The 24,366-nt window shown below is 37.7% G+C and carries 24 protein-coding genes and 2 pseudogenes; 14 read left to right on the forward strand and 12 right to left on the reverse strand.

Annotation, left to right across the window (positions count from 1 at the left end; translation table 11 throughout):
• Positions 1-118 precede the first annotated feature (118 nt).
• Both dpdA and VB715_RS19485 read right to left on the reverse strand, forming a co-directional pair.
• Positions 119-2,320 carry a tRNA-guanine transglycosylase DpdA gene (gene dpdA, locus VB715_RS19480; protein ID WP_323302865.1) on the reverse strand — a complete coding sequence of 734 codons (2,202 nt, stop codon included), beginning with the start codon at positions 2,318-2,320 and terminating at the stop codon, positions 119-121.
• 563 nt (positions 2,321-2,883) lie between these two features.
• Positions 2,884-3,309 carry a DUF4007 family protein gene (locus VB715_RS19485; RefSeq protein ID WP_323302866.1) on the reverse strand — a complete coding sequence of 142 codons (426 nt, stop codon included), beginning with the start codon at positions 3,307-3,309 and terminating at the stop codon, positions 2,884-2,886.
• A gap of 35 nt (positions 3,310-3,344) precedes the next feature.
• Between VB715_RS19485 and VB715_RS19490 the strand changes: the two genes are divergently transcribed.
• Positions 3,345-3,617, forward strand: coding sequence for a hypothetical protein (locus tag VB715_RS19490; protein WP_323293666.1), 273 nt, complete (start codon positions 3,345-3,347; stop codon positions 3,615-3,617).
• A gap of 45 nt (positions 3,618-3,662) precedes the next feature.
• Here VB715_RS19490 and VB715_RS19495 read toward each other — a convergent pair whose 3' ends face one another.
• The 3 genes from VB715_RS19495 to VB715_RS19505 form a co-directional block, all read right to left on the reverse strand.
• Positions 3,663-3,929, reverse strand: a complete 267-nt coding sequence (locus tag VB715_RS19495; RefSeq protein ID WP_323293665.1) for a hypothetical protein — start codon at positions 3,927-3,929, stop codon at positions 3,663-3,665.
• Positions 3,856-4,485 (reverse strand): hypothetical protein, encoded by a 630-nt coding sequence (locus VB715_RS19500; RefSeq protein WP_323302867.1) that lies wholly within the window; start codon positions 4,483-4,485, stop codon positions 3,856-3,858. The genes VB715_RS19495 and VB715_RS19500 overlap by 74 nt, the downstream gene beginning before the upstream one ends.
• A gap of 211 nt (positions 4,486-4,696) precedes the next feature.
• Positions 4,697-6,493 carry a hypothetical protein gene (locus tag VB715_RS19505; protein WP_323302868.1) on the reverse strand — a complete coding sequence of 599 codons (1,797 nt, stop codon included), beginning with the start codon at positions 6,491-6,493 and terminating at the stop codon, positions 4,697-4,699.
• 823 nt (positions 6,494-7,316) lie between these two features.
• On the opposite strand from VB715_RS19505, the gene VB715_RS19510 reads away from it, so the two are divergent.
• From VB715_RS19510 to VB715_RS19540, 7 genes are all read left to right on the forward strand, one after another.
• Entirely contained in the window at positions 7,317-10,211 is a 2,895-nt protein-coding gene (locus VB715_RS19510; RefSeq protein ID WP_323302869.1) for an SNF2-related protein, read from the forward strand.
• Positions 10,212-10,249: 38 nt separating this feature from the next.
• Complete coding sequence (locus VB715_RS19515) at positions 10,250-10,480, forward strand: DUF2281 domain-containing protein (protein WP_323302870.1); 231 nt, start codon at positions 10,250-10,252, stop codon at positions 10,478-10,480.
• Positions 10,477-10,881 carry a type II toxin-antitoxin system VapC family toxin gene (locus VB715_RS19520; protein ID WP_323302871.1) on the forward strand — a complete coding sequence of 135 codons (405 nt, stop codon included), beginning with the start codon at positions 10,477-10,479 and terminating at the stop codon, positions 10,879-10,881. The genes VB715_RS19515 and VB715_RS19520 overlap by 4 nt, the downstream gene beginning before the upstream one ends.
• 16 nt (positions 10,882-10,897) lie before the next feature.
• A complete protein-coding gene (locus tag VB715_RS19525) occupies positions 10,898-12,979 on the forward strand; it encodes a site-specific DNA-methyltransferase (protein WP_323302872.1) in 2,082 nt (693 codons plus the stop codon).
• A 95-nt stretch (positions 12,980-13,074) separates the two neighbouring features.
• A complete protein-coding gene (locus VB715_RS19530) occupies positions 13,075-13,314 on the forward strand; it encodes a type II toxin-antitoxin system HicA family toxin (protein ID WP_323302873.1) in 240 nt (79 codons plus the stop codon).
• Position 13,315: 1 nt separating this feature from the next.
• Positions 13,316-13,570, forward strand: coding sequence for a type II toxin-antitoxin system HicB family antitoxin (locus tag VB715_RS19535; RefSeq protein WP_323302874.1), 255 nt, complete (start codon positions 13,316-13,318; stop codon positions 13,568-13,570).
• An 84-nt stretch (positions 13,571-13,654) separates the two neighbouring features.
• Complete coding sequence (locus VB715_RS19540) at positions 13,655-16,714, forward strand: DEAD/DEAH box helicase family protein (protein ID WP_323302875.1); 3,060 nt, start codon at positions 13,655-13,657, stop codon at positions 16,712-16,714.
• 134 nt (positions 16,715-16,848) lie between these two features.
• Here VB715_RS19540 and VB715_RS19545 read toward each other — a convergent pair whose 3' ends face one another.
• Both VB715_RS19545 and VB715_RS19550 read right to left on the reverse strand, forming a co-directional pair.
• Complete coding sequence (locus tag VB715_RS19545; protein ID WP_323302876.1) at positions 16,849-17,805, reverse strand: tyrosine-type recombinase/integrase; 957 nt, start codon at positions 17,803-17,805, stop codon at positions 16,849-16,851.
• A 93-nt stretch (positions 17,806-17,898) separates the two neighbouring features.
• The gene (locus tag VB715_RS19550; protein WP_323302877.1) at positions 17,899-18,243 is read right to left on the reverse strand and encodes a shikimate dehydrogenase; all 345 of its coding nucleotides are present in this window, start codon (positions 18,241-18,243) and stop codon (positions 17,899-17,901) included.
• A gap of 152 nt (positions 18,244-18,395) precedes the next feature.
• Between VB715_RS19550 and VB715_RS19555 the strand changes: the two genes are divergently transcribed.
• Positions 18,396-18,590 carry a hypothetical protein gene (locus tag VB715_RS19555; RefSeq protein ID WP_323302878.1) on the forward strand — a complete coding sequence of 65 codons (195 nt, stop codon included), beginning with the start codon at positions 18,396-18,398 and terminating at the stop codon, positions 18,588-18,590.
• Positions 18,583-18,798 (forward strand): hypothetical protein, encoded by a 216-nt coding sequence (locus VB715_RS19560; RefSeq protein WP_323302879.1) that lies wholly within the window; start codon positions 18,583-18,585, stop codon positions 18,796-18,798. Before VB715_RS19555 ends, VB715_RS19560 begins: the two co-directional genes overlap by 8 nt.
• On the opposite strand, the gene VB715_RS19565 is transcribed toward VB715_RS19560, so the two are convergent.
• On the reverse strand, positions 18,795-19,295 hold the full coding sequence (locus VB715_RS19565) for a hypothetical protein (RefSeq protein WP_323302880.1): 501 nt from the start codon (positions 19,293-19,295) through the stop codon (positions 18,795-18,797). The genes VB715_RS19560 and VB715_RS19565 overlap by 4 nt on opposite strands.
• 230 nt (positions 19,296-19,525) lie before the next feature.
• On the opposite strand from VB715_RS19565, the gene VB715_RS19570 reads away from it, so the two are divergent.
• The 4 genes from VB715_RS19570 to VB715_RS19585 all read left to right on the forward strand — a co-directional run bounded on the left by VB715_RS19570 (position 19,526) and on the right by VB715_RS19585 (position 21,905).
• A complete protein-coding gene (locus VB715_RS19570) occupies positions 19,526-19,780 on the forward strand; it encodes a hypothetical protein (RefSeq protein WP_323302881.1) in 255 nt (84 codons plus the stop codon).
• A gap of 66 nt (positions 19,781-19,846) precedes the next feature.
• The gene (locus VB715_RS19575) at positions 19,847-20,302 is read left to right on the forward strand and encodes a DUF1071 domain-containing protein (RefSeq protein WP_323302882.1); all 456 of its coding nucleotides are present in this window, start codon (positions 19,847-19,849) and stop codon (positions 20,300-20,302) included.
• Positions 20,303-20,363: 61 nt separating this feature from the next.
• Positions 20,364-20,897 (forward strand): siphovirus Gp157 family protein, encoded by a 534-nt coding sequence (locus tag VB715_RS19580; RefSeq protein ID WP_323302883.1) that lies wholly within the window; start codon positions 20,364-20,366, stop codon positions 20,895-20,897.
• A gap of 186 nt (positions 20,898-21,083) precedes the next feature.
• Positions 21,084-21,905, forward strand: coding sequence for a hypothetical protein (locus tag VB715_RS19585; protein ID WP_323302884.1), 822 nt, complete (start codon positions 21,084-21,086; stop codon positions 21,903-21,905).
• Positions 21,906-21,988: 83 nt separating this feature from the next.
• Here the strand turns inward: VB715_RS19585 and VB715_RS19590 are convergent, their stop codons facing one another.
• The 4 genes and pseudogenes from VB715_RS19590 to VB715_RS19605 all read right to left on the reverse strand — a co-directional run.
• Positions 21,989-22,258: a hypothetical protein gene (locus VB715_RS19590; protein WP_323302885.1), complete on the reverse strand. Its 270-nt coding sequence runs from the start codon at positions 22,256-22,258 to the stop codon at positions 21,989-21,991.
• Positions 22,185-22,814, reverse strand: coding sequence for a hypothetical protein (locus VB715_RS19595; protein WP_323302886.1), 630 nt, complete (start codon positions 22,812-22,814; stop codon positions 22,185-22,187). Before VB715_RS19595 ends, VB715_RS19590 begins: the two co-directional genes overlap by 74 nt.
• A gap of 90 nt (positions 22,815-22,904) precedes the next feature.
• Positions 22,905-23,219, reverse strand: a pseudogene (locus VB715_RS19600) (hypothetical protein).
• A 150-nt stretch (positions 23,220-23,369) separates the two neighbouring features.
• Positions 23,370-24,366, reverse strand: a pseudogene (locus tag VB715_RS19605) (hypothetical protein); the annotation flags it as partial.

Here is a 24,366-nt window from a genome sequence, read left to right on the forward strand (position 1 = left end):
GTAGTTTGAGCTAATTGGTGAGATAAAATTACGAACATAAAGAAATAGAGAACAAAAAGCTCTCAATAAACTAATACTATTTTTCACTCCTTTTTCGAGATTAAACTTTATAAAATAATCAAGCTATTTTTATTATTTCTTCGTTACTCTTATTACTAATTTGTTTATGATTAGATTTACTTAAGTCCATTTCTTCAAGCAAAGCTTGAAAACGTTTATAAAACATATAAGTATTATGAAAACCTCTACGACGGTTACGGTCATTTCCTCGAAAAATTAAGGTTTCAACGCCTAAACTTTGACAAATTACACAATCACAGTCTTTCCAAGGTTTATCTTCTAACAAAGTTTGATACATTAATCTATATTTAGGTAATAATCTATCCTTTAAAAATAAATGATTATAAGTTAAAACCGTTTCTAAAGTAACATCAATATAAGCTTGATTATCATCAAAATCTCTTAACACTTTTAAAGCTCCCTGTTCGAGAAACTGAATCATCTCCCATTTCCAGAAACTGGTGATAATTAAAAGATAAATCATAGAACTGGTTAGATAATTTTTCAAATCAAACTTAATTAATTCTTTAATCTTCTTATTCTTATGATTAGCTTGAGGAATTCTAATAGCTGCATAAATATTATGATTAACCCCATGATAATTAGCTTCTGGATCTAACCAAGCTTTTCTTAAAGGACTAGCAGAATCAAAGCTAGTGACACCCAAATGTCGAAAAATAGGAACTGCATTGAGTCTTCCTACCCCAAATAAATGTAGTCTTATATCTGGTTGCAAATAAGGATAAATCGCCAGTAAAATCTCAATTATTTTCTCTACTTTTTCCCTCGCTAATCCTCCCAATGCTAAATAAGTATAGCCCATTTTTATATAAGCTTTCACTGCTTCCGCATAAGTCTGAGGATTCCAACCTTGAATGGCTCCCACTGGTATAAATTGACACCCATATTCTGAATGCTTTGTCAAGAACTCTTCAGCATTTTTAATAGTTAAATTATAGCGTTTTTCTCTAATTCCAGGTTCAGCAAATTTCCCCACCACTAAATGGTCAATACTAACCCCATAATTAAAACCACAGGATTGATAATAGTCTAAAATTTCCTCAGTCGTATAAGGAGGAACTTCTTTTTGAATATATCCAAATGCCCCACAATCTCCCATAATTTTCCCAGAGTAACGAATATAATCATGAATTCCTTTATCAAGTATTTCTTGTTGCTTTTTCTGACTTTTATCAAAAACGACTTTAGACACTAAAATCCCATCATAATTAGGAGATTCAAACAGTTGATGAGCATAAATATCATCTTTATGAGGAACTCTATTAGACGTAAATTTATCTTGAATAAAATCAAAAGTTGGGTCAACATAATCGTCCCATTCTGGAATAAAATACTTCATTCCATGATGATAATTAGGAGCAGGAGAAATTAAAGGTAGAGGAATGACCTCAGATATCTCCGAGCGTTGTGTTTTTAGCTTATTCTTACTATCAATAAGCGGATAATCTCCGAGGGTTCCTCGGAGATTATCCGCACCAAGCAAGGGTAAAGTTAATTGCACTGAACAACTTTTTTCTTGTTCAAATAACCTATCAATTACTTCTTTAAAAAATTCAGGATTTTTGAAAAGTTTAGAAATTAATTGACCATCTCGATGCACCAGTTGGGCAAATTGTTTAAACAAAAACCCCTTTAAACCAACTAATCCGTAACCATAATATTTGGCTTCTGCATTAGACAAAGGAAAAACAAAAGTCTTACCTAAATTGACTTTAATATAAGCACTACTTCCCCAACTGGCTAAAAATATAAAAGTCTGGTTAGAGTTAGTTTTGACAGGTAAATTAAGAGCGCGTAAATAATTTTCGCCTAACAAGATAAAAATCAAATTATAATCAGAAATTAGCTGCTCAAAAGCGTCATGAATGCCTAAGAAATGCGCCCATTCATCTACTTCTTGTCCCTTCATTGTGTTAAAAGTAACTTCATAAGGGACAATCATTTTATGCTCATTAATTAAGCCATATCCTGCCGAAATAATCGCCACATCTACGGTAAGAACTCTCTCATTACCATTTATCCCTCCTGCTTGACGCAACAAATTTACCCCTTCCATTAAGCGCAAATGTTGCACTCCTGTATACATTTCCCCTGCACTGCAAGCAAATTCATTTAACTGCTTTGAACGAGACATTAATAAACTAGAATCCTTAAAATCTGAGAGGGTTAGCTGATTTCCCTGCTTAAACCGCTTTTCTCCTGTACAGTTTGTCACCACTAAAATTCGCGGTATTGACATAAATCTTGACTCTCAACTAAAAAATTACACTTATGGTTAATTGACAAGGACATCGAGGATGAAGAAACTTTGTCCGACAATGCTCTTTTTGTAACTTTTGGGCAGGGCGCAGCGCGTGTGCGAGAGCATCGCTGGTTTCCAAAACCCTAACTCTTTTTTATTCAGTCGTTGCCAACTAAAAAAAAATAGGTCACATCAATCATTATCGCAGGGCAATCGCATTTAATTTTTGTTAAGATCTATTGACAAATCAAGTCTGATGTAAATTTTGAGCGAACAAGTCAGCGATCGCTTCGGAGATTCGAGATTTGGCGAATCGTTACCAGGACATCATGGCGTTTGAGTAGCAACCGTGCGAAAAATGCCGTTAACCCCAAAACGCTTTCAGGGTAAGCCTTTCAAAACTAAACTTTTCTTTATACTTACTCCTGAAATCACTGTACCAGTTAAACTAAGGCCTATTTGGTACAGTAAATTAGTACGGTAAATCAAGGGTTTCAGCCTTGTTATTTCAGAAAGGTTCAACTGGTACAGTGATAGCCGATCCCTTAACGGCACTTTTGTCACAGATACTCCTCAAACGCCCCATAGAATTCCACCGCCCGAAATTCATTAAAAGTGTAGTACCAGGCCGCAGCCTCACAAGTTGGTTTCAGCAAATGCCAATGGAGTAACCACAATGAAGCCGGATTTTCTAGAAATGGATCATAACCCTCATCAGTGAGAAGTTGTTGCCCAAAGTTTGATGGTTGATCATTTTCTAGGACTTTAAAGGCATTACACCAGTAACGAATCGCTTTGACCATGTTTTTTCCTACTCCTAAACGCACAGGAGCATAATCATCGGTAAAAATTCCTGGGTATTGAGTAGCGAGGTCAAAACCTTTTTTCAGCCATCCATAGCGTGGGTGAAACGTTTCATGACGTGCAAAAACGGGATTAACATTAGGAAGAGACGTTTCAATCAGATTCAGTTGAGTTGTGGTCATTGATTCTCCAATTAGAAATATCTGTAGGTAGAAGAATGCCAAACGATTTGGCATTTCATGACAAAGCGGCTTCACTTTTGAAAATGGCGATCGCACATTCTAAAAAAGAAAAATTTCAGAATCAGCTACCCACTAACACCTCGACTACGCTCAGGCCTAACCAGTTAGAACCCATTTCATTAAACATAGCCAACGAAAAGTTCAACAAACCTAATAAAACATTAAACGAAATCGATGAAACATTAAATGAAACTGATGAAACACTCTTAGAAACATCTGATCCTTTAATTCAAGACCGAGCAAGCTAACGAAATCATCAGAGAATTTTGCCAAAGATAAATAGAACCTCGATATCAACTAAAAAAACCATCATCATCGTCGGTTAGTTGCATTGACTCTATCATTTTCTCAACTAATTCCTCGTTTAATTTCTTGAGGGTAGTCTTTGTTTGTTTGGCATAATTAAGCATAACCTGAATTTCTTCTGGGCATTTCCGTGCATTTTGAGAAGAAATATGTTTTCCTTCTGAGGTACGGGGGCCGGTACTATGATTCCAAGGTTTCCACTGTTTGATTAACTGGCTTTGGCGTTTTCTTGCTGATTTTGTCCATCGAGGCATTTTTCGCTTCTCCTAACGATTGAGATGAGGGGATCTTGCCGTCCGTCACCAGTTGGTTTAATTGCTGATTGACATATTTTTTGATGAACGTGGTTTGACGGGGTTTTTTAAGATCGGTTAAAGTTCTAGCCGCTTTCGTTGACTGGTTTTGCAGTTTGATGACTAACTGGCTTAACTTCTCCACCTGATCTGAGGTACTTTCTTGTACTAAGAACCCATCTTGAATTAAGGCGTTCAATTTGATGGAATAGTCCATAAACATAACATTGAGAACATTTAACTGACTTGTCAATATTTCCTCAACACTGGATAAGTCACCGTTATTAATCGCCTCAAGTTGTTCATCTAATTGTTGTTTGAGGGATTGTGCTAGGGAAATCCGGTCTTCACTGTCAAATACTTGAGATATGGCTATAGATGCCATTTTTGAAGGGGTTAAGCCCTGGCCATCGGTCTTCATTCGACAAGATTTAGCCTTGTCAATAAATTGTTTTTCTTGCCGTTGCCGTTCTTTTTTTTCGAGTGTATCCCTTAATAGATCTAGTCTTGATGCCATTTGTATAGTTCGTTTGAGGATTTTTTTTTCTGACTAACTAAATTTTAGTTTTTTTTTGAGACATCTAGATAAAAGGCAAATGTAAAGTGACTTTACTTTTTCAGTTTTGTTAAGAGGTCTGATGAAGAGGGCTGTCTCGCGGAGCGCGAGTGCGAAAGCATCGCCGTTGTCTCAGAGATGGTCAGTTCAAAACTTCTGAAAAACAGAAACACTACCCCGAAGAAAAATTATCCTCACTGCTTTTCTTCGGAAATGGTACTAAATTGCTGCCTCGATGATCACAGGTTTGACGCTTGGGCAGACTTTCTTGACCGAAATCCCCCCTATGCTCGTCAAAGCCTTGTGTACTCAAGATCTCAGGGTCAAGTAGTACATCTTCTCTCTTATTTTCCCCCACTTCACAGCCCTCTAAGCCTTGTAGAATAAGGAATATAGCCATTTCTCTTTGCGAATCGGTCGCCGGGGATAGTACACCCTCCTCCTCCTCCCCTTTTAAGCTTTCAATCAATTCTGTAGAAGAGGAATTTAATTTTTTTTCTTCGGAGTTGATAGGAGGATAAGGAACCACTCTTAATAGGGGGGTGTGATCAAGAATTTTGTTATCCTCTGAAACCCTCTCTATAAGTGGCTTGTAGTGCATAGGATGCCATAGGGGTAGATACTCAGGTTTAGCTAGGGTACGTTCCGAGCAATGGCACAGCATTGAAATTAATTTTCTTCTCTCACCAACTTTCTTTGGGAGGCGGTCGCCAATAATCAAATCTTCCATGCACTCAATTATTCTGATCATGCACTCCCGTCTCCTTTCTTCGTTGGTTAGCCCTTTATTTTGTCCCTGAGACGTTTTATCACCTTTACCCCCCATTCTCTCAGGCCAACCACAATAAGGCGTGTAGTAGCCATTTCTCTCAGTGTAATAGCATCGGTCGTGTACTCGTTTTTTGATATCTCTTTGATGCCTACAAAATTGGCTGTAACCAGGGGCGGCGATCGCAGTGGTCAGAACGTAATCTTCTAGTTCTTGACCTGACAAACCTTTGAAGACTATCCCGTAAGTAACAAGTTCTTTAAGTAAGTCGTTTGTTTGGCTACACCCAGTCCACCCCGTTGATATGATTTTCTCCAAGTTGGACTGCCAAGCTGCTGCAACTTCAGATAAGCCTCCCCTAGTCCTTCTTTTCAACGGGACAACCTTATTAAGCTGCTTGAACCTTTCTTTAGCCGTTTCTAAGGCTTCCTCTAAGATTTCAAGATCAACACTTTCAGCACAATCATCAGCTAAATTGAGGAAGTGACCAAGATCTTCACTGTATGGCGCAAAATCTTGATCAAGGATAAAACTGCCTGAATCGGGCTGTAATGGTAGCCTATGCCCTTTATAAGAAGTAAAGCGGTCTTTTTGCCAAGATTTCTGATTAGGGAATATCTCTAATATCCCATCTTTGATCTTAAGTCCAGCTTCTATCAAGGCAATACTTACAGCCGTCGCTAACTGGAAACTTTTGACTTTCTCAGGAAGAAAGTAATAGAGATGATAGCCTTCACTCCAAGAGGATTGAACCAAAATCGTGTTATTAATCCCGATTTCCTCCAAAGCGTGCTTAATTCTCTTTATCCCTTCCTCAGAACTGTAAGGACTCTCTCTATCAACGTCTATCAAGCCGTAATTGGTTTCCGAGCCAAATCTTAAGCCTATTACTTGTTTGGGCGATCTCGCTCCGCGAGTGCTGCCGCACCGCCACAGCTTAAAAATCTCTCTGGGATTAGATAGTGGGAATTTTGAAGTCAGCCAAGGGTTATCACCTTTTTTGTAGATTGACTCAAAAGGGTGGTTAAACCAATGCAGGAATCTCTCTTCTAAGGGGGCATTTCTTCCTATCCCTGATTGTGTAACGTTCCTGTTGCCATTAAAAGCAGGGGGATATGGGGAAGTGGCTTGATGATTTAGGGAATCTAGGCTAGAATTGGAGTAATGCCCTCGGAAAGCATTGGAATTTGAATGATTCACGGTTTTAACCTTCTCTTTAGGAGGTTTTTGCCGTTTTATGAGAGATTTTTTATCTAGAGCTTTAAGATATTGCTAACTCTTGTTAACTCTTGCTAACTGTCGAGCAAGTCGGTTACACTTCAGATAATAAAATATATGTGTTTTGACGTTTTTCGTCTTTCGGCAAGTGAAGTGTAATTGGTATTGAGACAGTCTGGAATGAATAAACATTCCTGCGTCTTTAGCCCTAGATAAAAAACTTTGCTCCAAAAGGCAAAAACGTTTTTTATTTTTCTATAGATTAATTTAGCATAATTTTGATGAGATGCGATCGCGGGTAGAAATATTTAAGTCCTAAAACTTGAAGATTGTGAAGCAGTTATCCACTAGATTTGTGGACACAAGTAGCAGTATGTAAATCTTTCGTCAACAAATTTCCTAGATCGTCCTTTTACTTTTATAATAAGTATTTTTGTTTTTTTACTATTAGTTTAATAATACTCAAATTCTCTAAGAACCCCTACTATCAGGATTTTTGAAGCCTATAATCAGCCAAGTAATTAATTTTAATCCTTATCTTTTTATGGTTAAAATGCTATCAAACTCTAGCCGTTACGGGTATGAATAGACAAAACTATCACATCGTCTTTGATAGACAATAATCAATCTACATATAGATTTTATTCAATGCTTAACCCCAAATTAGACCAACGAGACTCAAAAAAACTTCTAAGGTTTTTTTTCAATACTTATTATAGATATAAGTCAATGATTAGGGAGGATTGGGGTGTTACTTAGACAATCAAACTGGGCAACCTAATCTTAGAATATCTAACCGCTAAGAATGGTTAACTTACAAAGTCCCCCTACGATTGAAGTCGGGAAAGTCAGTCTTTCTGATTTTCATGCTAAGTTGTATGCTCATGAACTATTAAAACGCTATCCTTCCGACAATATAGAACGTTTTACAGTGGCCTTACTCGATTCTAAGGTTGATTTGAACCCTCACCAGATTGATGCGGCCTTATTTGCTTTTCGTTCTCCTTTATCGAAAGGGGCAATTTTAGCTGATGAAGTCGGGTTAGGGAAGACGGTTGAAGCAGGAATCGTTCTTTCTCAGAAATGGGCAGAACGAAAGCGGAAAATCTTGCTTATTTTGCCCTCTAGTCTCAGAAAACAGTGGCATCAAGAGTTACAGGATAAGTTTTATCTCCCGTCGCAAATTATTGAATCTCGTAGCTTTAATCAGGCAATTAAGCAGGGTAAACAAAATCCTTTTGAACAGAATGAAATTGTTATCTGTTCCTATTATTTTGCGCGAAATAAAGCGAAATATGTGCAAGCGGTAAAATGGGATTTAGTTGTAATTGATGAAGCCCATCGCTTAAGAAATGTTTACAAGAGTGGCAATAAAATCGCCCTAAAACTTAAGGAAATCCTAGCAGATGTTCCCAAATTGCTTTTAACTGCCACACCGTTACAAAATTCTCTCTTAGAATTGTATGGTTTAGTCAGTTTTATTGATGAGCATACTTTTGGCGATTTAAAAAGTTTTCGCTCTCAATTTGCCCGTTTAACCTCTGATGATAGTTTTGAAGACTTAAAACAGCGATTACAACCAATTTGTAAGCGAACGTTACGGCGACAAGTTTTAGAATATATTCGCTACACCCAGAGAAAAGCCCATACTCAGGAATTTACCCCGTCAGAGGAAGAAGATACTCTTTATGAGTTGGTTTCTGACTATTTAAGAAAGCCTAATCTCGAAGCCTTACCTTCAAGTCAGCGTTCTTTGATGACCTTAGTATTACGAAAATTGCTGGCTTCATCAACCTTTGCCATTGCAGGGGCATTGGAAGCCTTGGCGAATAAACTAGAAAAACGACTAAGAGAAGATGATAAGTTAAAAACAGAGGGGAATGACCTTGAAATTGAGGAAGATTTTGAGCATTACAGTGAATTAGCCGATGAATTAGAGGTTGATGAGGAAGAAGATACTGAACCCCTTACACCAGAGGAGAGAAAAGCCATTGAAGCAGAAATCAGTGAATTACGCTGTTTCTATGAACTGGCGATGAGTATCACAGAAAATGCCAAGGGAAAAGCATTATTACAAGCATTAGAATATGGTTTTCTCATGGCGACAGAATTAGGAGGGGCAGAAAAAGCGATTATTTTTACGGAATCTCGACGCACTCAGAATTATCTTTTGAATTTACTCACAGAAGCTAGTTATGAGGATGAGATTGTGTTGTTTAATGGCTCGAATAATGACCCAAAATCACGTCAAATTTATAGTGATTGGAAAAGCCACTATGCCAATACAGATAGGGTAACAGGTTCACAAACGGCAGATACTCGTGCTGCTATTGTTGACTATTTTCGAGATAAGGCTAAAATTATGATTGCTACTGAAGCAGCAGCAGAGGGGATAAACCTTCAATTCTGCTCATTAGTAGTTAATTATGACTTACCCTGGAATCCTCAACGGATAGAACAACGGATTGGGCGATGTCATCGTTACGGCCAACAGCATGATGTAGTGGTGGTGAACTTTCTTAACCGCAATAATGCAGCCGACCAACGGGTATATGAGTTATTATCAGAAAAATTTAAGCTATTTAATGGAGTTTTCGGGGTAAGTGATGAGGTTTTAGGCACAATTGAGTCTGGGGTAGATTTTGAGAAGCGTATTGTTGATATTTACCAAACCTGTCGGACTCCAGAGGAGATTCAACAATCTTTTGATGAATTACAAGCCGAACTCAGTGGGGAAATTGACGAAAAATTACAAAAAACCCGTCAAAAACTCTTTGAAAATTTTGATGCAGAGGTAGCAGAAAAACTCAATGTCTATAAACTAGAAGCTACTAAATCTCTTAATCGCTATGAAGCGTTATTATGGGATACCACTTGTCACATTTTGGCAGAAAGAGCCGAATTTAATCTAGAAAATCTGAGTTTTTATCTCCATAATTCTCCTAATACGCAGATTTCAACGGGACTTTATACCCTTAATCGTCAGGCAGACACAGGACATCACTATCGTCTCCAGCATCCTTTGGCTCAGTGGGTACTAGCACAGTCCCGAAACAAAAGTTTACCTCCGGCAGAACTGGTTTTTGATTATTCTAGTTATCGGGGTAATATTGCTGTTCTTGAGCCATTGGTTGGTCAATCAGGAACCCTCATGGCCAGTCGTTTTTCGATTGAGTCAATGGACGCTGAAGATCATTTAATTGTGGCTGCAATCACTCAAAATGGACAAGAATTAGAGCCTGAACAAGCTAGGCGATTATTTAATCTTTCGGCAGAGGTGATACCCACAGATGAAATTTTAAAGGAGGGGGTAGAGATTGCTTTAGAACGGCAGAAAAAAGCTATCTTAGCTGATATTTCCGAGCGAAATGCCATTTTCTTTGAGGAGGAGATGGAAAAGCTCAATCGTTGGGCAGAAGACAGGCGTAAAACCCTAAAAAGTACCCTGAAAGATTATGATGATGAGATTGCTATTCTCAAAAAACAAGCCCGAATCGCGCCTAATTTACCTGAAAAGTTAGGGATTCAGAAGAAAATCCGTAATTTAGATAAAAAACGGGATGAGGCATGGCGAGAATATGATGAGGCATCCCGTGAGGTAGAACGGCAAAAGGACAGGCTAATTGAGGAGGTAGAAGGTCGTTTAGAGCAGAAAATTGAGGAAGAACTACTTTTTACTATCCGTTGGAGGCTAATTTGACACAATAACTGTATATAATTTTTATCAGAGGTGACAGGATGACCCTAGAACAATTACTATTAGATAAACTAAAGCAATTGCCAATAGATAAACAACAAGAATTATTAGATTTTGCTGACTTTTTATCGGAAAAATCAAGAGGTCAACCTACTTTAACCAGTATTAGGGGACTTTGTGCTGACTTAAAAGTTGATATTACTGAAGAAGAAATACAGGAAACTCGACAGGAAATGTGGTCTAATTTTCCGAGAGAGGAGTTATTATCATGACAGGTATTGTCATTGATACCCATGTTTTGATTTGGTATGTATTTGACATAAATCGGCTATCGGATAAGGCTTTAACTCGGTTAGATAATGCTGTTAATAATAATGAGTTGATGTATCTTTCTGCTATTTCTTTAATTGAGATTATTTATCTAGTAGAAAAAGGAAGGATTGCTGATGAAGTGTTAACTAGAGTGTTGAAAGCGATTGAAAGTTCTAAGAGCAATCTTTTTCTTGTTCCTTTGGATAAAAATATTGCTCTAACCCTTCAAGAAATCGATAGAATTATTGTCCCTGAAATGCCTGATAGAATTATTGCTGCTACTGCTTTATATTTACAGTTACCCTTGATTACTCGTGATTTAAAAATCCAGGCTTTATCTAATATTCAAGTGATTTGGTAAACTAAGAGAAACATCTATGACAACTAACCCGAAAACCCCTGAAGCATTCGATTTATCGAGTATGGATATGGCGGAAGCTAATCGTGCTAAGTTAAAGGCATTATTTCCTTCTGTTTTTACAGAAACTTATAATAAAAATGAGGAGTTAATTGAGTCTATTGATTTTGAAAAGTTAAAGGCAGAATTAGGAACGTTTAGTGATATTTTTGAGAGTCGGAAAGAACGTTATGGCATGGAATGGCCGGGGAAAAAGGAGGCTTTACGGTTAATTCAACAGCCTAGTTATGCCACTTTAAAACCTTGTCGGGATGAGTCGGTTAATTTTGATTCTACAGAGAATTTATTTATTGAAGGGGATAATTTAGAGGTTTTAAAACTTCTACAAAAGTCCTATTATGGCAAGGTGAAAATGATTTATATTGACCCTCCTTATAATACGGGGAAGGAGTTTATTTATCCAGATGATTATAAGGATAGTTTAGAGAATTATTTGGCTTATGCAGGGTTAATTGATGATGAGGGGAAAAAGTTTTCAACGAATACCGCAAATGAGGGACGCTTTCATACGAAATGGCTCAATATGATGTATCCTCGCCTTTATTTAGCAAGGAATTTATTACGGGAAGATGGGGTTATTTTTATTAGTATTAACGAGGCTGAAGTCTCATCGTTAAAATTATTATTAAATCAAGTATTTGGGGAAGAAAACTTTGTATCTCAAATTATTTGGCAACGTTCAAAAAAGGGAGATGCAAAATTAATAGCGAATATACATGAATATATTTTAGTTTATGTTAAAAATTATCAATCAGTATTAGAAAAAGGTGTCTGGAGGAAACGGAAAGAAGGTGTAGATCAAGTTCTATCTTATTATAAAAATCTTAAAAACAAATTCAATAATGAACATGAAACCATTAGAAAATATATGAGAGACTGGTATTCTAATCTAAACGAAAATGATCCTAGAAACACACACAAACACTATAATTTTTCAGATGATAGAGGATTATACTTTGCAGCCGATTTTGCAGGGCCAGATGATGGTAGAAAAAACCGACCAAGATATGATATTTTTCATCCCGTCACTGGAAAATCTTGCAAAAAACCTTCAACTGGATGGAGATGGGATGAAGAAAAAACTAAATGGGCGTTAGAGCAAAATCCGCCAAGAATTCATTTTGGAGTTGATGAAACGACCATCCCTAATCGTAAAGTTTATTTAGATGAAACAAGTTTTGAGCCATTTTCTTCAGTATTTTATGCAGATGGCCGTTCAGCAACACTTGAAGTTGAAAGTTTGGTAGGGAAAGGAGTTTTTAGCTTTCCTAAAAATAAGGAAATTTTAATAGAATTAATTTCTCTTGTTTGTAACAGTCAAGATATTATTTTAGACTTCTTCTCAGGTTCATGTAGCACTGCACACGCCGTTTTAGACCTCAATAAAGAAGACGGAGGCAACCGTAAATTTATTATGGTACAACTTCCCGAACCCTGTGAAGAAACCTCAGAAGCAAAAAAAGCAGGTTATGATACCATTGCCGATATTGGCAAAGAAAGAATCCGTAGAGTCATCCAAAAAATTCAAAGCGAACTTGACCAAAAAGAACAAGAAAATCAAAGTAAAATCCCTGAATTAAGAGACGAAATACCGCAACTAGACTTAGGGTTTAAAGTCCTCAAACTCAACGCCTCTAACTTCAATACTTGGCAAGGAAATGACCCAGAAATTGAAGAAGGAGAACTCATTAAACAACTCGAATTACATATAGACTATATTAAACCTACCGCTACCCAAGAAGATATTTTATATGAATTATTGCTTAAATCTGGCTTTATGCCTACCGAAAAAGTAGAAACCCTAACCCTTGCTAATAAAACCGTTTATTCCATCTCAGACGGTGCATTACTTATTTGCTTAGAAGATGAAATTACCCGTAACTTAATTGATGCGATCGCCCAAAAAGAACCCTTACAATTTATCTGTCTTGACCAGGGATTTCAAAGAAATGACCAACTAAAAGCCAATGCAGTGCAAACCTTTAATGCACATAACCAAGGCAAAGATACCCATCAACAAATTCTATTCCGTACTGTTTAAGTCATTGCGAGGTACAAAGCTATCTAAGATTGCTTAATTATCGTTCGCAATGACAGAATAAAAAAGGCTCGCAATGACATAATAATAATATTACAATGGGTAAGCTCGAAAAATTAATTGAATTATTCCTTAGAAAACCTCCCGAAGTCAAATTTGATGAGGTACGCTATTTACTAGAAGCCTTTGGGTTTGAAGAAAAACGAGTAAAAGGAAGTCATCATATTTTTCGACATCCTGACAAAAGACAAATTACCATTCCTCTCAAGGGAGGCCAAAAAGTCAAAGGCATTTATGTCCAAAAAATTCTTGATTTATTAAACTTAGAGAATAGTTAAAATGACACCCATAACCAACTCATCAGTTAACAGTCAATCTTTGGATTATTATCTCAATTTACCCTATCCCATTACCCTATATCCCGCATCCGAAGGGGGATATGTTGCAGAAATTAAAGATTTACAGGGATGTCTAACCCAAGGTGAAACCTTAGAAGAAACCATTAACAATATTAATGAAGCTAAAGCATTATGGTTAGAAACCGCTTATGATGAAGGAGATCAAATTCCCTTACCAAGTCACACTGAATTATAAATGGAATAGTAACCATCTTAATCCCTTTAAGATTGCTTCACCATCGTTTACAATGACAAAATAATAAAGGAATCCTCATCACCGATGAAACTCCAATTTGAATCAAACCTAGACTATCAACGAGATGCTATAAATGCCGTCATTGACTTATTTGAAGGCTTTCCACAACTTTCAAAGCAAAATGGTTTTGATATCTTTAATAATGCGGAACAATTAACCCTTGATATCCCAGAAGCTCAACCCAAAACGAAACAACTTTCTTTTAATTTAGAAGAATTAAAAGACCTAGTTATTAGTAATCCATCATTTCTTGATTGGAATAACCGCGAACAACTATTAACCAATCTTCACAAAATTCAAGAAGAAAACTTTATCAAAAAATCTAACTTCATTATTGAACCTGATGACGGTTATTTCTTTCCTAATTTTTCCGTTGAAATGGAAACAGGAACAGGCAAAACTTATGTGTATTTAAGAACAATTTTTGAACTTAATCGAAAATATGGGTTAAAAAAGTTTATTATTGTTGTTCCTTCTGTTGCTATTCGAGAAGGGGTTTTATCGTCTATTAAGCTTATGAGAGAACACTTTAATGGACTCTATGATAACGTTCCCTTTGACCACTTTGTATATAATTCTAAAGACCTCTCTAAAGTGCGCCAATTTGCTGTTAATAATCAAATTCAGATTATGATTATTAATATCCAAGCCTTTCAAAAAGATAAAGGAGATATTGAAGATTATAACCAACTGAGTGAAGAAGACCGCAAAAAACTAAATGTTATTCACCAAGAACAGGATAAAATGTCGGGAAGAAGACCCATTGAGTTTATTCAAGCATCCCGTCCTATTGTTATTATCGATGAGCCTCAAAGTGTAGATAATACCTCTAAATCAAAACGAGCCATTAGTAACCTTAATCCTCTATTTTGTTTACGATATTCTGCAACTCATATTAATCCCTATCGTTTACTTTATAAACTTGACCCCATTCGAGCTTATGACCTAAAATTGGTCAAACAAATTGAAGTCAGTTCTATTCAATCAGAAACAAACTTTAATCAAGGATTTATTCGTTTAGACGCTATTAGTTATCCTAAAAACTCTAAAACCCCTCAAGCAACTATTACGATTCATGATGATAATAGAGGGAAACCGAAAGAGAAAAAAATTAAAGTAAAACAAGGAATAGATATTAGTCAAAATACAAATCGAAGCGGTTATGATGGCTATATTGTTAGTAATATTTGTGCAGATAAAGGGGCTGAATATATAGAATTTAGTAATGGAAAATTTCTCGAACTAAAGCAAGAAATAGGAGGAATGGGAGAAGAAATCCTAAAAACCCAAATTTATCAAACGATACAAGAACATTTAAAGAAAGAGAAGCGATTTAAAAGTCAAGGAATTAAAGTTCTCTCCCTATTTTTTATTGATACCGTTGCCAATTATCGTTATTATGATGATGAAGGTAATCCCCAAAAAGGTAAATTAGCCCAATGGTTTGAAGAATCCTATCAAGAATTAATTCAAAAACCACTTTATAAAGGATTAATTTCTTATCCCGTTGAACAACTTCATGATGGTTACTTTTCCGTTGATAAGAAACAAGGAAAAATTGTTAGTTTAAAAGATACGAAAGGCAATACTAAACCAGATGAAGAAACCTACGAATTAATTATGAGGGATAAAGAACGGTTATTATCAATAGATGAACCCTTACGCTTTATTTTTAGCCATTCTGCCCTCAAAGAAGGATGGGATAACCCCAACGTTTTTCAAATTTGTACCCTCAGAGAAATTGGCACAGAGAGAGAACGTCGCCAAACATTAGGACGGGGTTTAAGACTTCCTGTTAATCAAGAAGGTGTTAGAATCTATGATGAGAATATTAATAAATTAACAGTAATAGCAAATGAATCTTTTGAAGACTATGCTGAAGGTTTACAAGCAGATATTGAACAAGCATTAGGCGATGGCTTCAAATTTGGACAAATTGATAAGATAGCTTTTGCCGGATTAATTGATGAAAATACTGACAATGTAATTGGACAAGAAAAATCACAAGAAATATGGCAAACCTTAGTGAGTTATGATTATCTTGATAATGAAGGCAATGTAACCGATAAATTTAACCCTGAAGAAACAGGATTTAAACTTGAATTACCCCCAGAACTAGAACCCATGCAAGGGGCTATTACTGATAAAATTCAACGTTATCTCTTTAAGAATCGTGTGGTTAACGCCAGAGAAAGAAGAACTCTAACTTATAATAAACGCATTGAACTGAATGAAGACTTTAAAACCCTCTGGGATAAAATAAAACAAAAAACCCGTTATTCTGTTGAATTTAAAACAGAAGAACTGATTAAAAGAGCAGTAGAAAAGATCAGTAAAATGGCAACGATTGAAGCCATACAAATTACCAGTGAAAAAAGTAAAGTGCATATTAGAGAAGCAGGTGTAGAAAAAGGGGAAACTTTAGCAACTCAATCAAGAACTGTCCGACCTTTTAATGCTTTACCTGATATCTTAGAATCTCTGCAACAAGAAACCGAATTAACTCGTTCGACCCTTGTTGAAATTCTAAAACAATCAAAACGCCTTAAAGAATTTACCCAAAACCCTCAAGTTTTTATGACAGAAACCGCTAAACTCATTAATCGAGCCTTACGAGAAATGGTTGTTGACGGTATCAAATATGAACAACTTCAAGGACAAGTGTATGAAATGAGACTTTTTGAACAGCAAGAAATTCAGAGTTACTTATCGAATTTATATGAGGTTCAAAGCCAAGATAACCGTACTCCTTATGATTACGTCCCATTTCAGTATTCAGTCGAGAAAGACATCGCCCAGAAGCTAGACACCAACGAAAACGTTAAATTCTTTTGTAAATTGCCCCGTTGGTTTGTTGTTCCTACCCCTTTGGGTGATTATAATCCTGATTGGGCGATTGTCTTAGAAGATGATGAAAAACTTTATCTTGTGCGAGAAACTAAAAGTACCCAAGATCGGGATAAACGTCGAAATGACGAAAACTTAAAAAGTGATTGTGGAAAAGTCCATTTTGATGCACTTGGCGTTGATTATAAGGTAGCAACCAATATTCAAGAGGTATTATCAAAATCTATTAAAACCTAACTTAAGATAGGATAACAAGGGCTTAGTTAAGGATGATGTTTCATATAAAAGTCAAGCCACTCAGAGTTATAAAAATTATGGAAGAGTAAATGATAATTAATACAGTACCTTACCCTTATTATGGTTTTTTATGGTTAGATTAAGCTATCTAACAACTCAGTCATATCTTTTTGGGCATTTAAACGGTTATCGTCATAAATCATCAGAGTGTTGAGATTAGCATGACGGCTTAACTTCTGAACTTTCCGAACATCCCCATCAGTCTTATCCAATGCCGTAGTAATAGCCGAATGTCTGATCCGATGGGGACTCATAACCTTCTTAATGCCCGCAGCTTCACATCGTTTCTGGACTACCTTATATATGGAGTTGGTATGAAGACGATGGCCAATGTATCCAGGTTTATGGGCAATGAATAACGGGTCATTGGGCTTAACATCTCCCCTCATCTCAAGGTAAGAAGTTATGGCGATCGCCGTCCCCTTACCCAAAGAAACCGTCTCAGCCTCAGTCCCTCGACCTTTACCAAATATCCTTAAGGTCATGCCATCGGGGTCAAAGTCACGGACGTTAGCCTTAGCCACTTCCGAACGTCTTAGGGCATTCGACCAAAGTAGAACCAACAAAGCATAATCCCTCACCCCAATGATATTAGACCTTTCAATTCCATTGAGGACATCCTTAAACCGATCAATGTCAATCCCTGAAGTGTCTCTGTATTGGGTCATTTTCTCACTCTTAACCGTTTCTAGGGTAAACTCTGTATGGCCACATTGGTAAGCATGGGACACTAAACTTTTGATAGCGGCCAGCCGTCGGTTGATGGTCGATGGGGTTAAGTTATTGGTCATCATCTGTCCCTTATAACGGGTAACGAGTTCATGACCTTGAAACCTGTCACCGGATAGAAACTTTCCTAAACTCATACCGACATCGGTTAAGAAGTTGTCTATATCTTTCCGGTACACCCGTTGAGTATGTGGCGATCGCTTGGTTGATAACCAGTCGTTTAGAACTACATCCCAATCAGTCTTGCTGGTTAGGGGGGTTAGATGGGTTAGGTTGGGATTTAAGGGTACTAAATTACTCATTTGTACTCATTTCAGTTGTTATGTATTGGTGAAGTAGTGAAAACATTCATTATCAATACTTGATCGGGGGTGGCCGGGCCACCCTAAAAATGGTTAAGGATTATTGGTAAAGAAAGCCAATCTAGCCACTACCGTGACGATCGCCCCGATTACGGCACTAATGCCACCAACAATGATGGGGAGGATCAGAGAACGAAAACCTTTGAGGTCAGATACTTCTTTAACTAGGGTGTCCTGGGTGTTTTCTACCCTCTCTAACCGTTTATTCATTCCTTTTAGTTCTGTTTCAACCGCCGTCAATTTAACCTTGATGTCCCCTATTTCTTCTGATTGTTTATCAATCTTTTGGGATAGCTCCTTTTGGTTGCTGTCTAGCTTGTCCTCAATGCGCTTCAGGACATCTTCTAGGGAATAAGTAACGGTAACGGGTTCATTCATGAGTTAAACTCCTAATAGATTAGTTTTTTTCTGATGTCCCCTTGGTTGCCGCCAGGGGACTGCTTTTATTTTATGTCCCCTTTGTCTATTACTGTCAACTAAACCTGTGTTAACGTCGTGTTATAGTAAAAATAAACTTGGGAGTTAAACACATGGTTAGATTAAACAATGGGGTGACAATTGACCCTGAAACTAAGCGATTTTTACCCACTGACAAGGAAAAAACTAAGGTGTTAGGGGTTAGGCTACCCATTAGTATGATTGAGAAAATTAACCAACTTCCCGACAAGTCAGACTGGTTAAAGCAGGTTATTGGAGAGGCATTAGAGGACAGATTAAGTGCCTAACCAACCTAACCAACCTAACCAAGATTGTCCCTATTGTGAGGGGACGGGGCGCATTAAAGGTTCCGTCCGTTGTCCCGCTTGTGAAGGTTTCAAAATGGTAGGGGAGGCCGGACTGCTGCGGGCCAAGCTTTATCAGGCACTAGACAAAAAAAGAATGCGAGGTGAACTCCCCCCGCCGGACTTTAACACCGATGATTGTTACTTTTAATAGTGACCTTGTGCCATACAATAAGTCCCGTATTCTGGCTCGACGTATCGTTTCTCTTGACCTTTAATATAATCATTCAAAGTCCCATAACCAAGCTTTGAAAGTACGGCGTAAACGTGCTTACAGGCTACTTTACTATTACCAAAATCGTTGACTAAATTCTTATAATCCTGACACTCACACTCGATATTATCATCATGGCATTCAAGCATATATAACGAGTTTTTATCATGGTTTCTTACTCGGTAGAATTCACTTCTAAATAAATCTTGAGTAACCTTTAAAGCCTTGGAGCGTTGACGGCGATCGCCTGATAAGAGTCCCAAAAAATCAGCTTTTTTAATAAAGACTGCATCATTCCAAAGCCCAATTAAACAACCACCCTCACAAGGATAAACGAACTCAATCTGGTTACTTTTTAGCTTCAAGATTCTAGCAGCACGGGAAACGGTGTAAAGCTTGTTTTCTAATGCGGTGGGTTTGTAGCGGTTAATCATTTTCTTATCCTCTGGTCTATATTCCTATAATACTGTGTTAACACAGAAATGCAAACATTATATTGATTATTATTAGTTAACCTAACCTACCTAACCTAATAAGTAACCCTAATCATTTATATCTTGACTAAGCCTGTGTTAACACAGTATTATAGACACATAAACAAATAGGCCCGCTAGTGAACCACCACTAACAGGCTAAACACCTTCAAAACTTAGGAGTAAAAAAGATGTCCTACTATCATATCTTGGCTGACTTACAAGAGGAGATTCGACCCCAACAAGACCCTGATCTTGAGCCTGATTTCTTCGAGACTGAGATTCAAGAATTGTCGGAACGGTTAGCTGAGGTTCTAGCCCGTCACCATGCCTTAAACGGACAAACCGCTTGTTACTCTGACTTTAAGTTACCCGTCGATGTGCCTACCTATAAGCGAGTCTACAAGCAAGCTTGGGACGCTTTCGACCCTAACGATGAATTCTAATTAATCACTAGGTAGTAGTTTTATTCTACTACCTAACCTTATTAACCTAGCTAACCTATAATGATCATGACACTGATTGAAATTCTCGAACGATTAAAACAACCGATACCCAATGATTTACTCTCTCAGAAGTCTCTCAAGGGTAACAGCATCGACTATGTGGCATGGTATGACCTCACAGAGATTCTAGATAACCGTTGTGGACTGGGTAACTGGGAATGGTCGATTAAGGATGTCAACCAAGTTGGCAATAACCTAACCTTAATAGGTGTCCTAACCATTCATGGGGAAGATAGACACCTAACCATGATGGCTACGGGAACGGAATCAGTTAACTGTAGTGGATATGGTGATCCTTCATCTAATGCCGAGGCTATGTCCCTAAGACGTTGTTGTGCCAAGTTCGGCTTAGGACGTGATTTGTGGAGAAAAGATAAGCCTAAGCAATCTAGCTCGAATAAACCGATAAAAGGGGAGATATCTCGTGAAGATTGGCTAAAACGTAAAGCGCAACAAGCTTAATCAATCTAGGGAGTCCCTACACTCCCTAACATAACCTATCTAACCAAACCTAACTAACATCATGACAACATCTAAACTGTGGGAATTGTCCCAAGACATCGAAGCCCTAGAAAACCGGATCTCAGAGATACAAGAATGTGACGAATTGACCGAGGGGGAAAGAGGACAGCAGATAGAAGCTGCTTTTACCAAATGGCTAGAAGCTTCAGGAAAGTTTGAGGATAAGGCGATCGCTGTTGCTGGTTACATCAGATATCTTGAGTCCTTATCCGAGGCCAGGAAACAAGAATATAGACGGTTAAGAGACTTAGCTACTCAGGCACAAAACCAAGCGGATAAGTTAAGGGGTTATTTAATTGACCACATGACCAAGGCCAATAAAACCAAGATTGAAGGAACCACCGCTAAATTATCCCTGAGACGTAAACCACCCCGTGTCTGTCTTAACTGTGAAGTCGAGGCATTACCTGACCAGTTTAAGAAAGTCGAGGTAACACCGCGCCTGACTGAGATTAAAAAAGCCATTAAGGACAACCCTGACATTGACTGGGCTTTCCTCTCGGATTCAGACGAATATAGTCTAACCATCCGTTAAACCGATGCTTGGGGATAGGTCAACCCGTCCCCTACACAACCTAACCTTTATAGGTTAACCTAGATAATACCAAGATTCTCAAGATTAAAGGATAAACAGGATGAGAAACTATTGGGAAACTAATAACTTAATCCTGCTAATCCTGAAAATCTCAGCAATCCTGATCCATACTTAGGAGTTAAGAAGATGCCAACCATAGGAACCCAGTTAAACGTGATGATTGACCCCGACAAACGGGATCGGTTTAAGAACAAGGTCAGGGGTGAGGGGAGGACTATCAATGATGTGATCAACGAGTTAATTGATGCTTACCTAACAAATACTAACCTACCTAACCAAGCTAACCTAACTAAGCAAAACAGTCAGGTAGACTTGGGTAAGGCGATCGCTGATTCTCCTATTATTGGGGAGGTATTGGAGAGGCTAAAAAAGCTTGAGGATGAGATTATTAGCTCAAAAATTCATGATAATCCCCCAATGCCACTAAATACCCTTGAAAATGAGGACAATAAGACAAGTGTACTAAATAACAGTGAAACTCACCCCTCTCAGGATAAGCTAGAAACCACTTCAAACGAGATTCAGGATAAAACCATCATCCCAGAAGATAAGCCCGTTATAGAGGCAATATCTGAGGAGTCCCCCGAACCTGAGACGAAAGAAAACCCTGAAAGCCCCCCAGATACAGGGATTGAGGGTGATGACGTTGAGTTGGCAAAAAAAAGCAAAGGACAAAAATTCAAGCTTTCCGAGGTAGAGTTAAAAAAGGCGATCGCCGATAAAGACTTAGATAGATTGTTAGCTCTCCCGTTAACTGAGAAATTCGGGAAACGGGAATTAATTAAAAACTTAATCCCCCAGGCAATGTGGATTAAGGACAGATTTGTAGAACTTGAAAAGAAACATCCCCCAAAACGTCGTATCAATGGACAAAAACAGAGCTTTAATTATTCTCATTTAAAAACCGATCAAGCTGACGAAATCATCAGGGAATTTTGCCAAAGATAAGATGGGATAAATACGAGGGCTTTTATCAACTAACAAACAGGGTAAAATTGGCCACGTTTTCTGTGATAAATAAAACCTCGATATCAACTAAAAAACCAATCATCATCGTCGTCGGTTAGTTGCCCATACTCGTGAAGTTTCCCCATCAATTCCTCGTTTAATTTCTTGAGGGTAGTCTTTGTTTGTTTGGCATAGTTTAAGAGAGCTTGAATTTCTTTATCGTATTTCCGTGCATTTTGAGAAGATATTTGTTTTCCTTCTGAGGTGCGAGGCCCGGTACTATGATTCCAAGGTTTCCACTGTTTGATTAACTCGCTTTGGCATTTTTTTGCTGATTTTGTCCATCGAGGCATTTTTCGCTTCTCCTAACGATTGAGATGAGGGGATCTTGCCGTCCGTCACCAGTTGGTTCAATTGCTGATTGACATATTTTTTGATGAACGTGGTTTGACGGGGTTTTTTAAGATCGGTTAAAGTTCTAGCCGTTTTCGTTGACTGGTTTTGCAGTTTGATGACTAACTGGCTTAACTTCTCCACCTGATCTGAGGTACTTTCTTGTACTAAGAACCCATCTTGAATTAAGGCGTTCAATTTGATGGAATAGTCCATAAACATAACATTGAGAACATTTAACTGACTTGTCAATATTTCCTCAACACTGGATAAGTCACCGTTATTAATCGCCTCAAGTTGTTCATCTAATTGTTGTTTGAGGGATTGTGCTAGGGAAATCCGGTCTTCACTGTCAAATACTTGAGATATGGCTATAGATGCCATTTTTGAAGGGGTTAAGCCCTGGCCATCGGTCTTCATTCGACAAGATTTAGCCTTGTTAATGAGTTGTTCTTCAAGGAATTTTCGTTCCTTTTGAGCGAGTATATCCCTGATTTGGTCTGGTCTTAATGCCATTTGTATAGTTCGTTTGAGGATTTTTTTTTCTGACTAACTAAATTTTAGTTTTTTTTGATACAGGGTGGCCACCCTGTATCAAAAAAATGGTTAAGGTTTTAGGTTTCCCCCTCGAATAAACCAACCAATGACACCGCTAACAGTGGCAGTTATAGTAATGATCACAAACTGGCGACCGTTCTTTAATTCCCCTACTTTTTAGGCTAAATCTGGTATTTTCTGTATTAATGGCTGTTGTGCCTGTAAAGTAGCTTTTATAGTCGTTATTTCTTCTGATTGCTTATCAATCTTTTGGGATAGCTCCTTAAACTTCTCGTTTGTCTCTCTTTGGTTGCTATCTATTTTGTTTTCTAGCCTAGAGAACATTTCCTCTAGGGAATAGGTGACTGTAACGGTTTCATTCATGAGTTAAACTCCTAATAGATTAGTTTTTTGAAGATGTCCCCTTAGCTGCAACCTAGGGGACTGCTTTTATGCCAACCTTGAAAGGGGCATCAAGATTTCTCAGATATTCTAGGAATTCTAGTAACTCCTCATCGCGCGCGAGTTTGACGGCTACGCTTTCCATAGGTCTTGGTCTCGCTTTGCGAGTGCGACAGCATCAGATGATGGTGGGGTGACGGTAGGGGTGACGGCTGAAACCTTTGTGGGTGTTGGTGGTGACGGTGGTGAGGGGACATCCTGATTTTTTATTACAGTTTCACTATTACCACTAACAGGTGTGTTATTTGCCTTATCTGTAATAACAGAATCATTTGCCTTATCTGTAATAACAGAATTATTTGCCTTATCTGTAATAACAGAATCATTTGCCTTATCTGTAATAACAGAATCATTTGCCTTATCTGTAATAACAGAATTATTTGCCTTATCTGTAATAACAGAATCATTTGCCTTATCTGTAATAACAGAATTATTTGCCTTATCTGTAATAACAGAATCATTTGCCTTATCTGTAATAACAGAATCATTTGCCTTATCTGTAATAACAGAATCATTTGCCTTATCTGTAATAACAGAATCATTTGCCTTATCTATAAGAACAGGATCAATTGGCTTATCCGTACTAACAAGGTCTGGTGGGGGGGATAAGGTTTGAAAACTCTTATTATGTAATTTACCCTCATCACCCTCACCACTATCACCTATGGGGGTTTCCACCGTCATCCCTACTGTCACCTTACCTTCATCACCCTCATCGGCAGAGTATTCTTTAGTTATCAATAATTTTTCACTGTCAAACGAAGATCGAATCCCTAAATTAGTGAAATATGACCCTTTTTTGTCACGCCCCCTTTTGGTGTTGATTTTGAGTTGGTTGACTAATAAATCATGAAGTAATTTTGAGAATCGTCCATTATTAAGTGGCTTAAAGCCGTTTTCTAAGCAATAACTGTGATAACTGGCATACAAGAAGAAATCAAGGGATTTAGAGGCTGACCCCACATAGATGTTGTTGTCAGGAACTTCAACCAAACAAAGATCCGCCCATGCAGCAATGGGGTTAGTGCTGATTAGGGTTTCAGCCTTCATTTGTTCTAGGGAGGGGGTT

This window comes from Crocosphaera sp. UHCC 0190 (genome assembly GCF_034932065.1).
Taxonomy (GTDB): domain Bacteria; phylum Cyanobacteriota; class Cyanobacteriia; order Cyanobacteriales; family Microcystaceae; genus UHCC-0190.

What these genes read in the sequence shown, in the direction of transcription:
- VB715_RS19570 (WP_323302881.1), top strand. Translation starts at nt 19,526, where the DNA reads ATGTCCTACTATCATATCTTGGCTGACTTACAAGAGGAGATTCGACCC.
- VB715_RS19535 (WP_323302874.1), top strand. Translation starts at nt 13,316, where the DNA reads ATGACACCCATAACCAACTCATCAGTTAACAGTCAATCTTTGGATTAT.
- VB715_RS19545 (WP_323302876.1), bottom strand. Translation starts at nt 17,805, where the DNA reads ATGAGTAATTTAGTACCCTTAAATCCCAACCTAACCCATCTAACCCCC.
- VB715_RS19555 (WP_323302878.1), top strand. Translation starts at nt 18,396, where the DNA reads ATGGTTAGATTAAACAATGGGGTGACAATTGACCCTGAAACTAAGCGA.
- dpdA (WP_323302865.1), bottom strand. Translation starts at nt 2,320, where the DNA reads ATGTCAATACCGCGAATTTTAGTGGTGACAAACTGTACAGGAGAAAAG.
- VB715_RS19485 (WP_323302866.1), bottom strand. Translation starts at nt 3,309, where the DNA reads ATGACCACAACTCAACTGAATCTGATTGAAACGTCTCTTCCTAATGTT.
- VB715_RS19490 (WP_323293666.1), top strand. Translation starts at nt 3,345, where the DNA reads ATGCCAAACGATTTGGCATTTCATGACAAAGCGGCTTCACTTTTGAAA.
- VB715_RS19585 (WP_323302884.1), top strand. Translation starts at nt 21,084, where the DNA reads ATGCCAACCATAGGAACCCAGTTAAACGTGATGATTGACCCCGACAAA.
- VB715_RS19575 (WP_323302882.1), top strand. Translation starts at nt 19,847, where the DNA reads ATGACACTGATTGAAATTCTCGAACGATTAAAACAACCGATACCCAAT.
- VB715_RS19495 (WP_323293665.1), bottom strand. Translation starts at nt 3,929, where the DNA reads ATGCCTCGATGGACAAAATCAGCAAGAAAACGCCAAAGCCAGTTAATC.
- VB715_RS19525 (WP_323302872.1), top strand. Translation starts at nt 10,898, where the DNA reads ATGACAACTAACCCGAAAACCCCTGAAGCATTCGATTTATCGAGTATG.
- VB715_RS19550 (WP_323302877.1), bottom strand. Translation starts at nt 18,243, where the DNA reads ATGAATGAACCCGTTACCGTTACTTATTCCCTAGAAGATGTCCTGAAG.
- VB715_RS19530 (WP_323302873.1), top strand. Translation starts at nt 13,075, where the DNA reads ATGGGTAAGCTCGAAAAATTAATTGAATTATTCCTTAGAAAACCTCCC.
- VB715_RS19590 (WP_323302885.1), bottom strand. Translation starts at nt 22,258, where the DNA reads ATGCCTCGATGGACAAAATCAGCAAAAAAATGCCAAAGCGAGTTAATC.
- VB715_RS19580 (WP_323302883.1), top strand. Translation starts at nt 20,364, where the DNA reads ATGACAACATCTAAACTGTGGGAATTGTCCCAAGACATCGAAGCCCTA.
- VB715_RS19520 (WP_323302871.1), top strand. Translation starts at nt 10,477, where the DNA reads ATGACAGGTATTGTCATTGATACCCATGTTTTGATTTGGTATGTATTT.
- VB715_RS19565 (WP_323302880.1), bottom strand. Translation starts at nt 19,295, where the DNA reads ATGATTAACCGCTACAAACCCACCGCATTAGAAAACAAGCTTTACACC.
- VB715_RS19540 (WP_323302875.1), top strand. Translation starts at nt 13,655, where the DNA reads ATGAAACTCCAATTTGAATCAAACCTAGACTATCAACGAGATGCTATA.
- VB715_RS19595 (WP_323302886.1), bottom strand. Translation starts at nt 22,814, where the DNA reads ATGGCATTAAGACCAGACCAAATCAGGGATATACTCGCTCAAAAGGAA.
- VB715_RS19500 (WP_323302867.1), bottom strand. Translation starts at nt 4,485, where the DNA reads ATGGCATCAAGACTAGATCTATTAAGGGATACACTCGAAAAAAAAGAA.
- VB715_RS19515 (WP_323302870.1), top strand. Translation starts at nt 10,250, where the DNA reads ATGACCCTAGAACAATTACTATTAGATAAACTAAAGCAATTGCCAATA.
- VB715_RS19510 (WP_323302869.1), top strand. Translation starts at nt 7,317, where the DNA reads ATGGTTAACTTACAAAGTCCCCCTACGATTGAAGTCGGGAAAGTCAGT.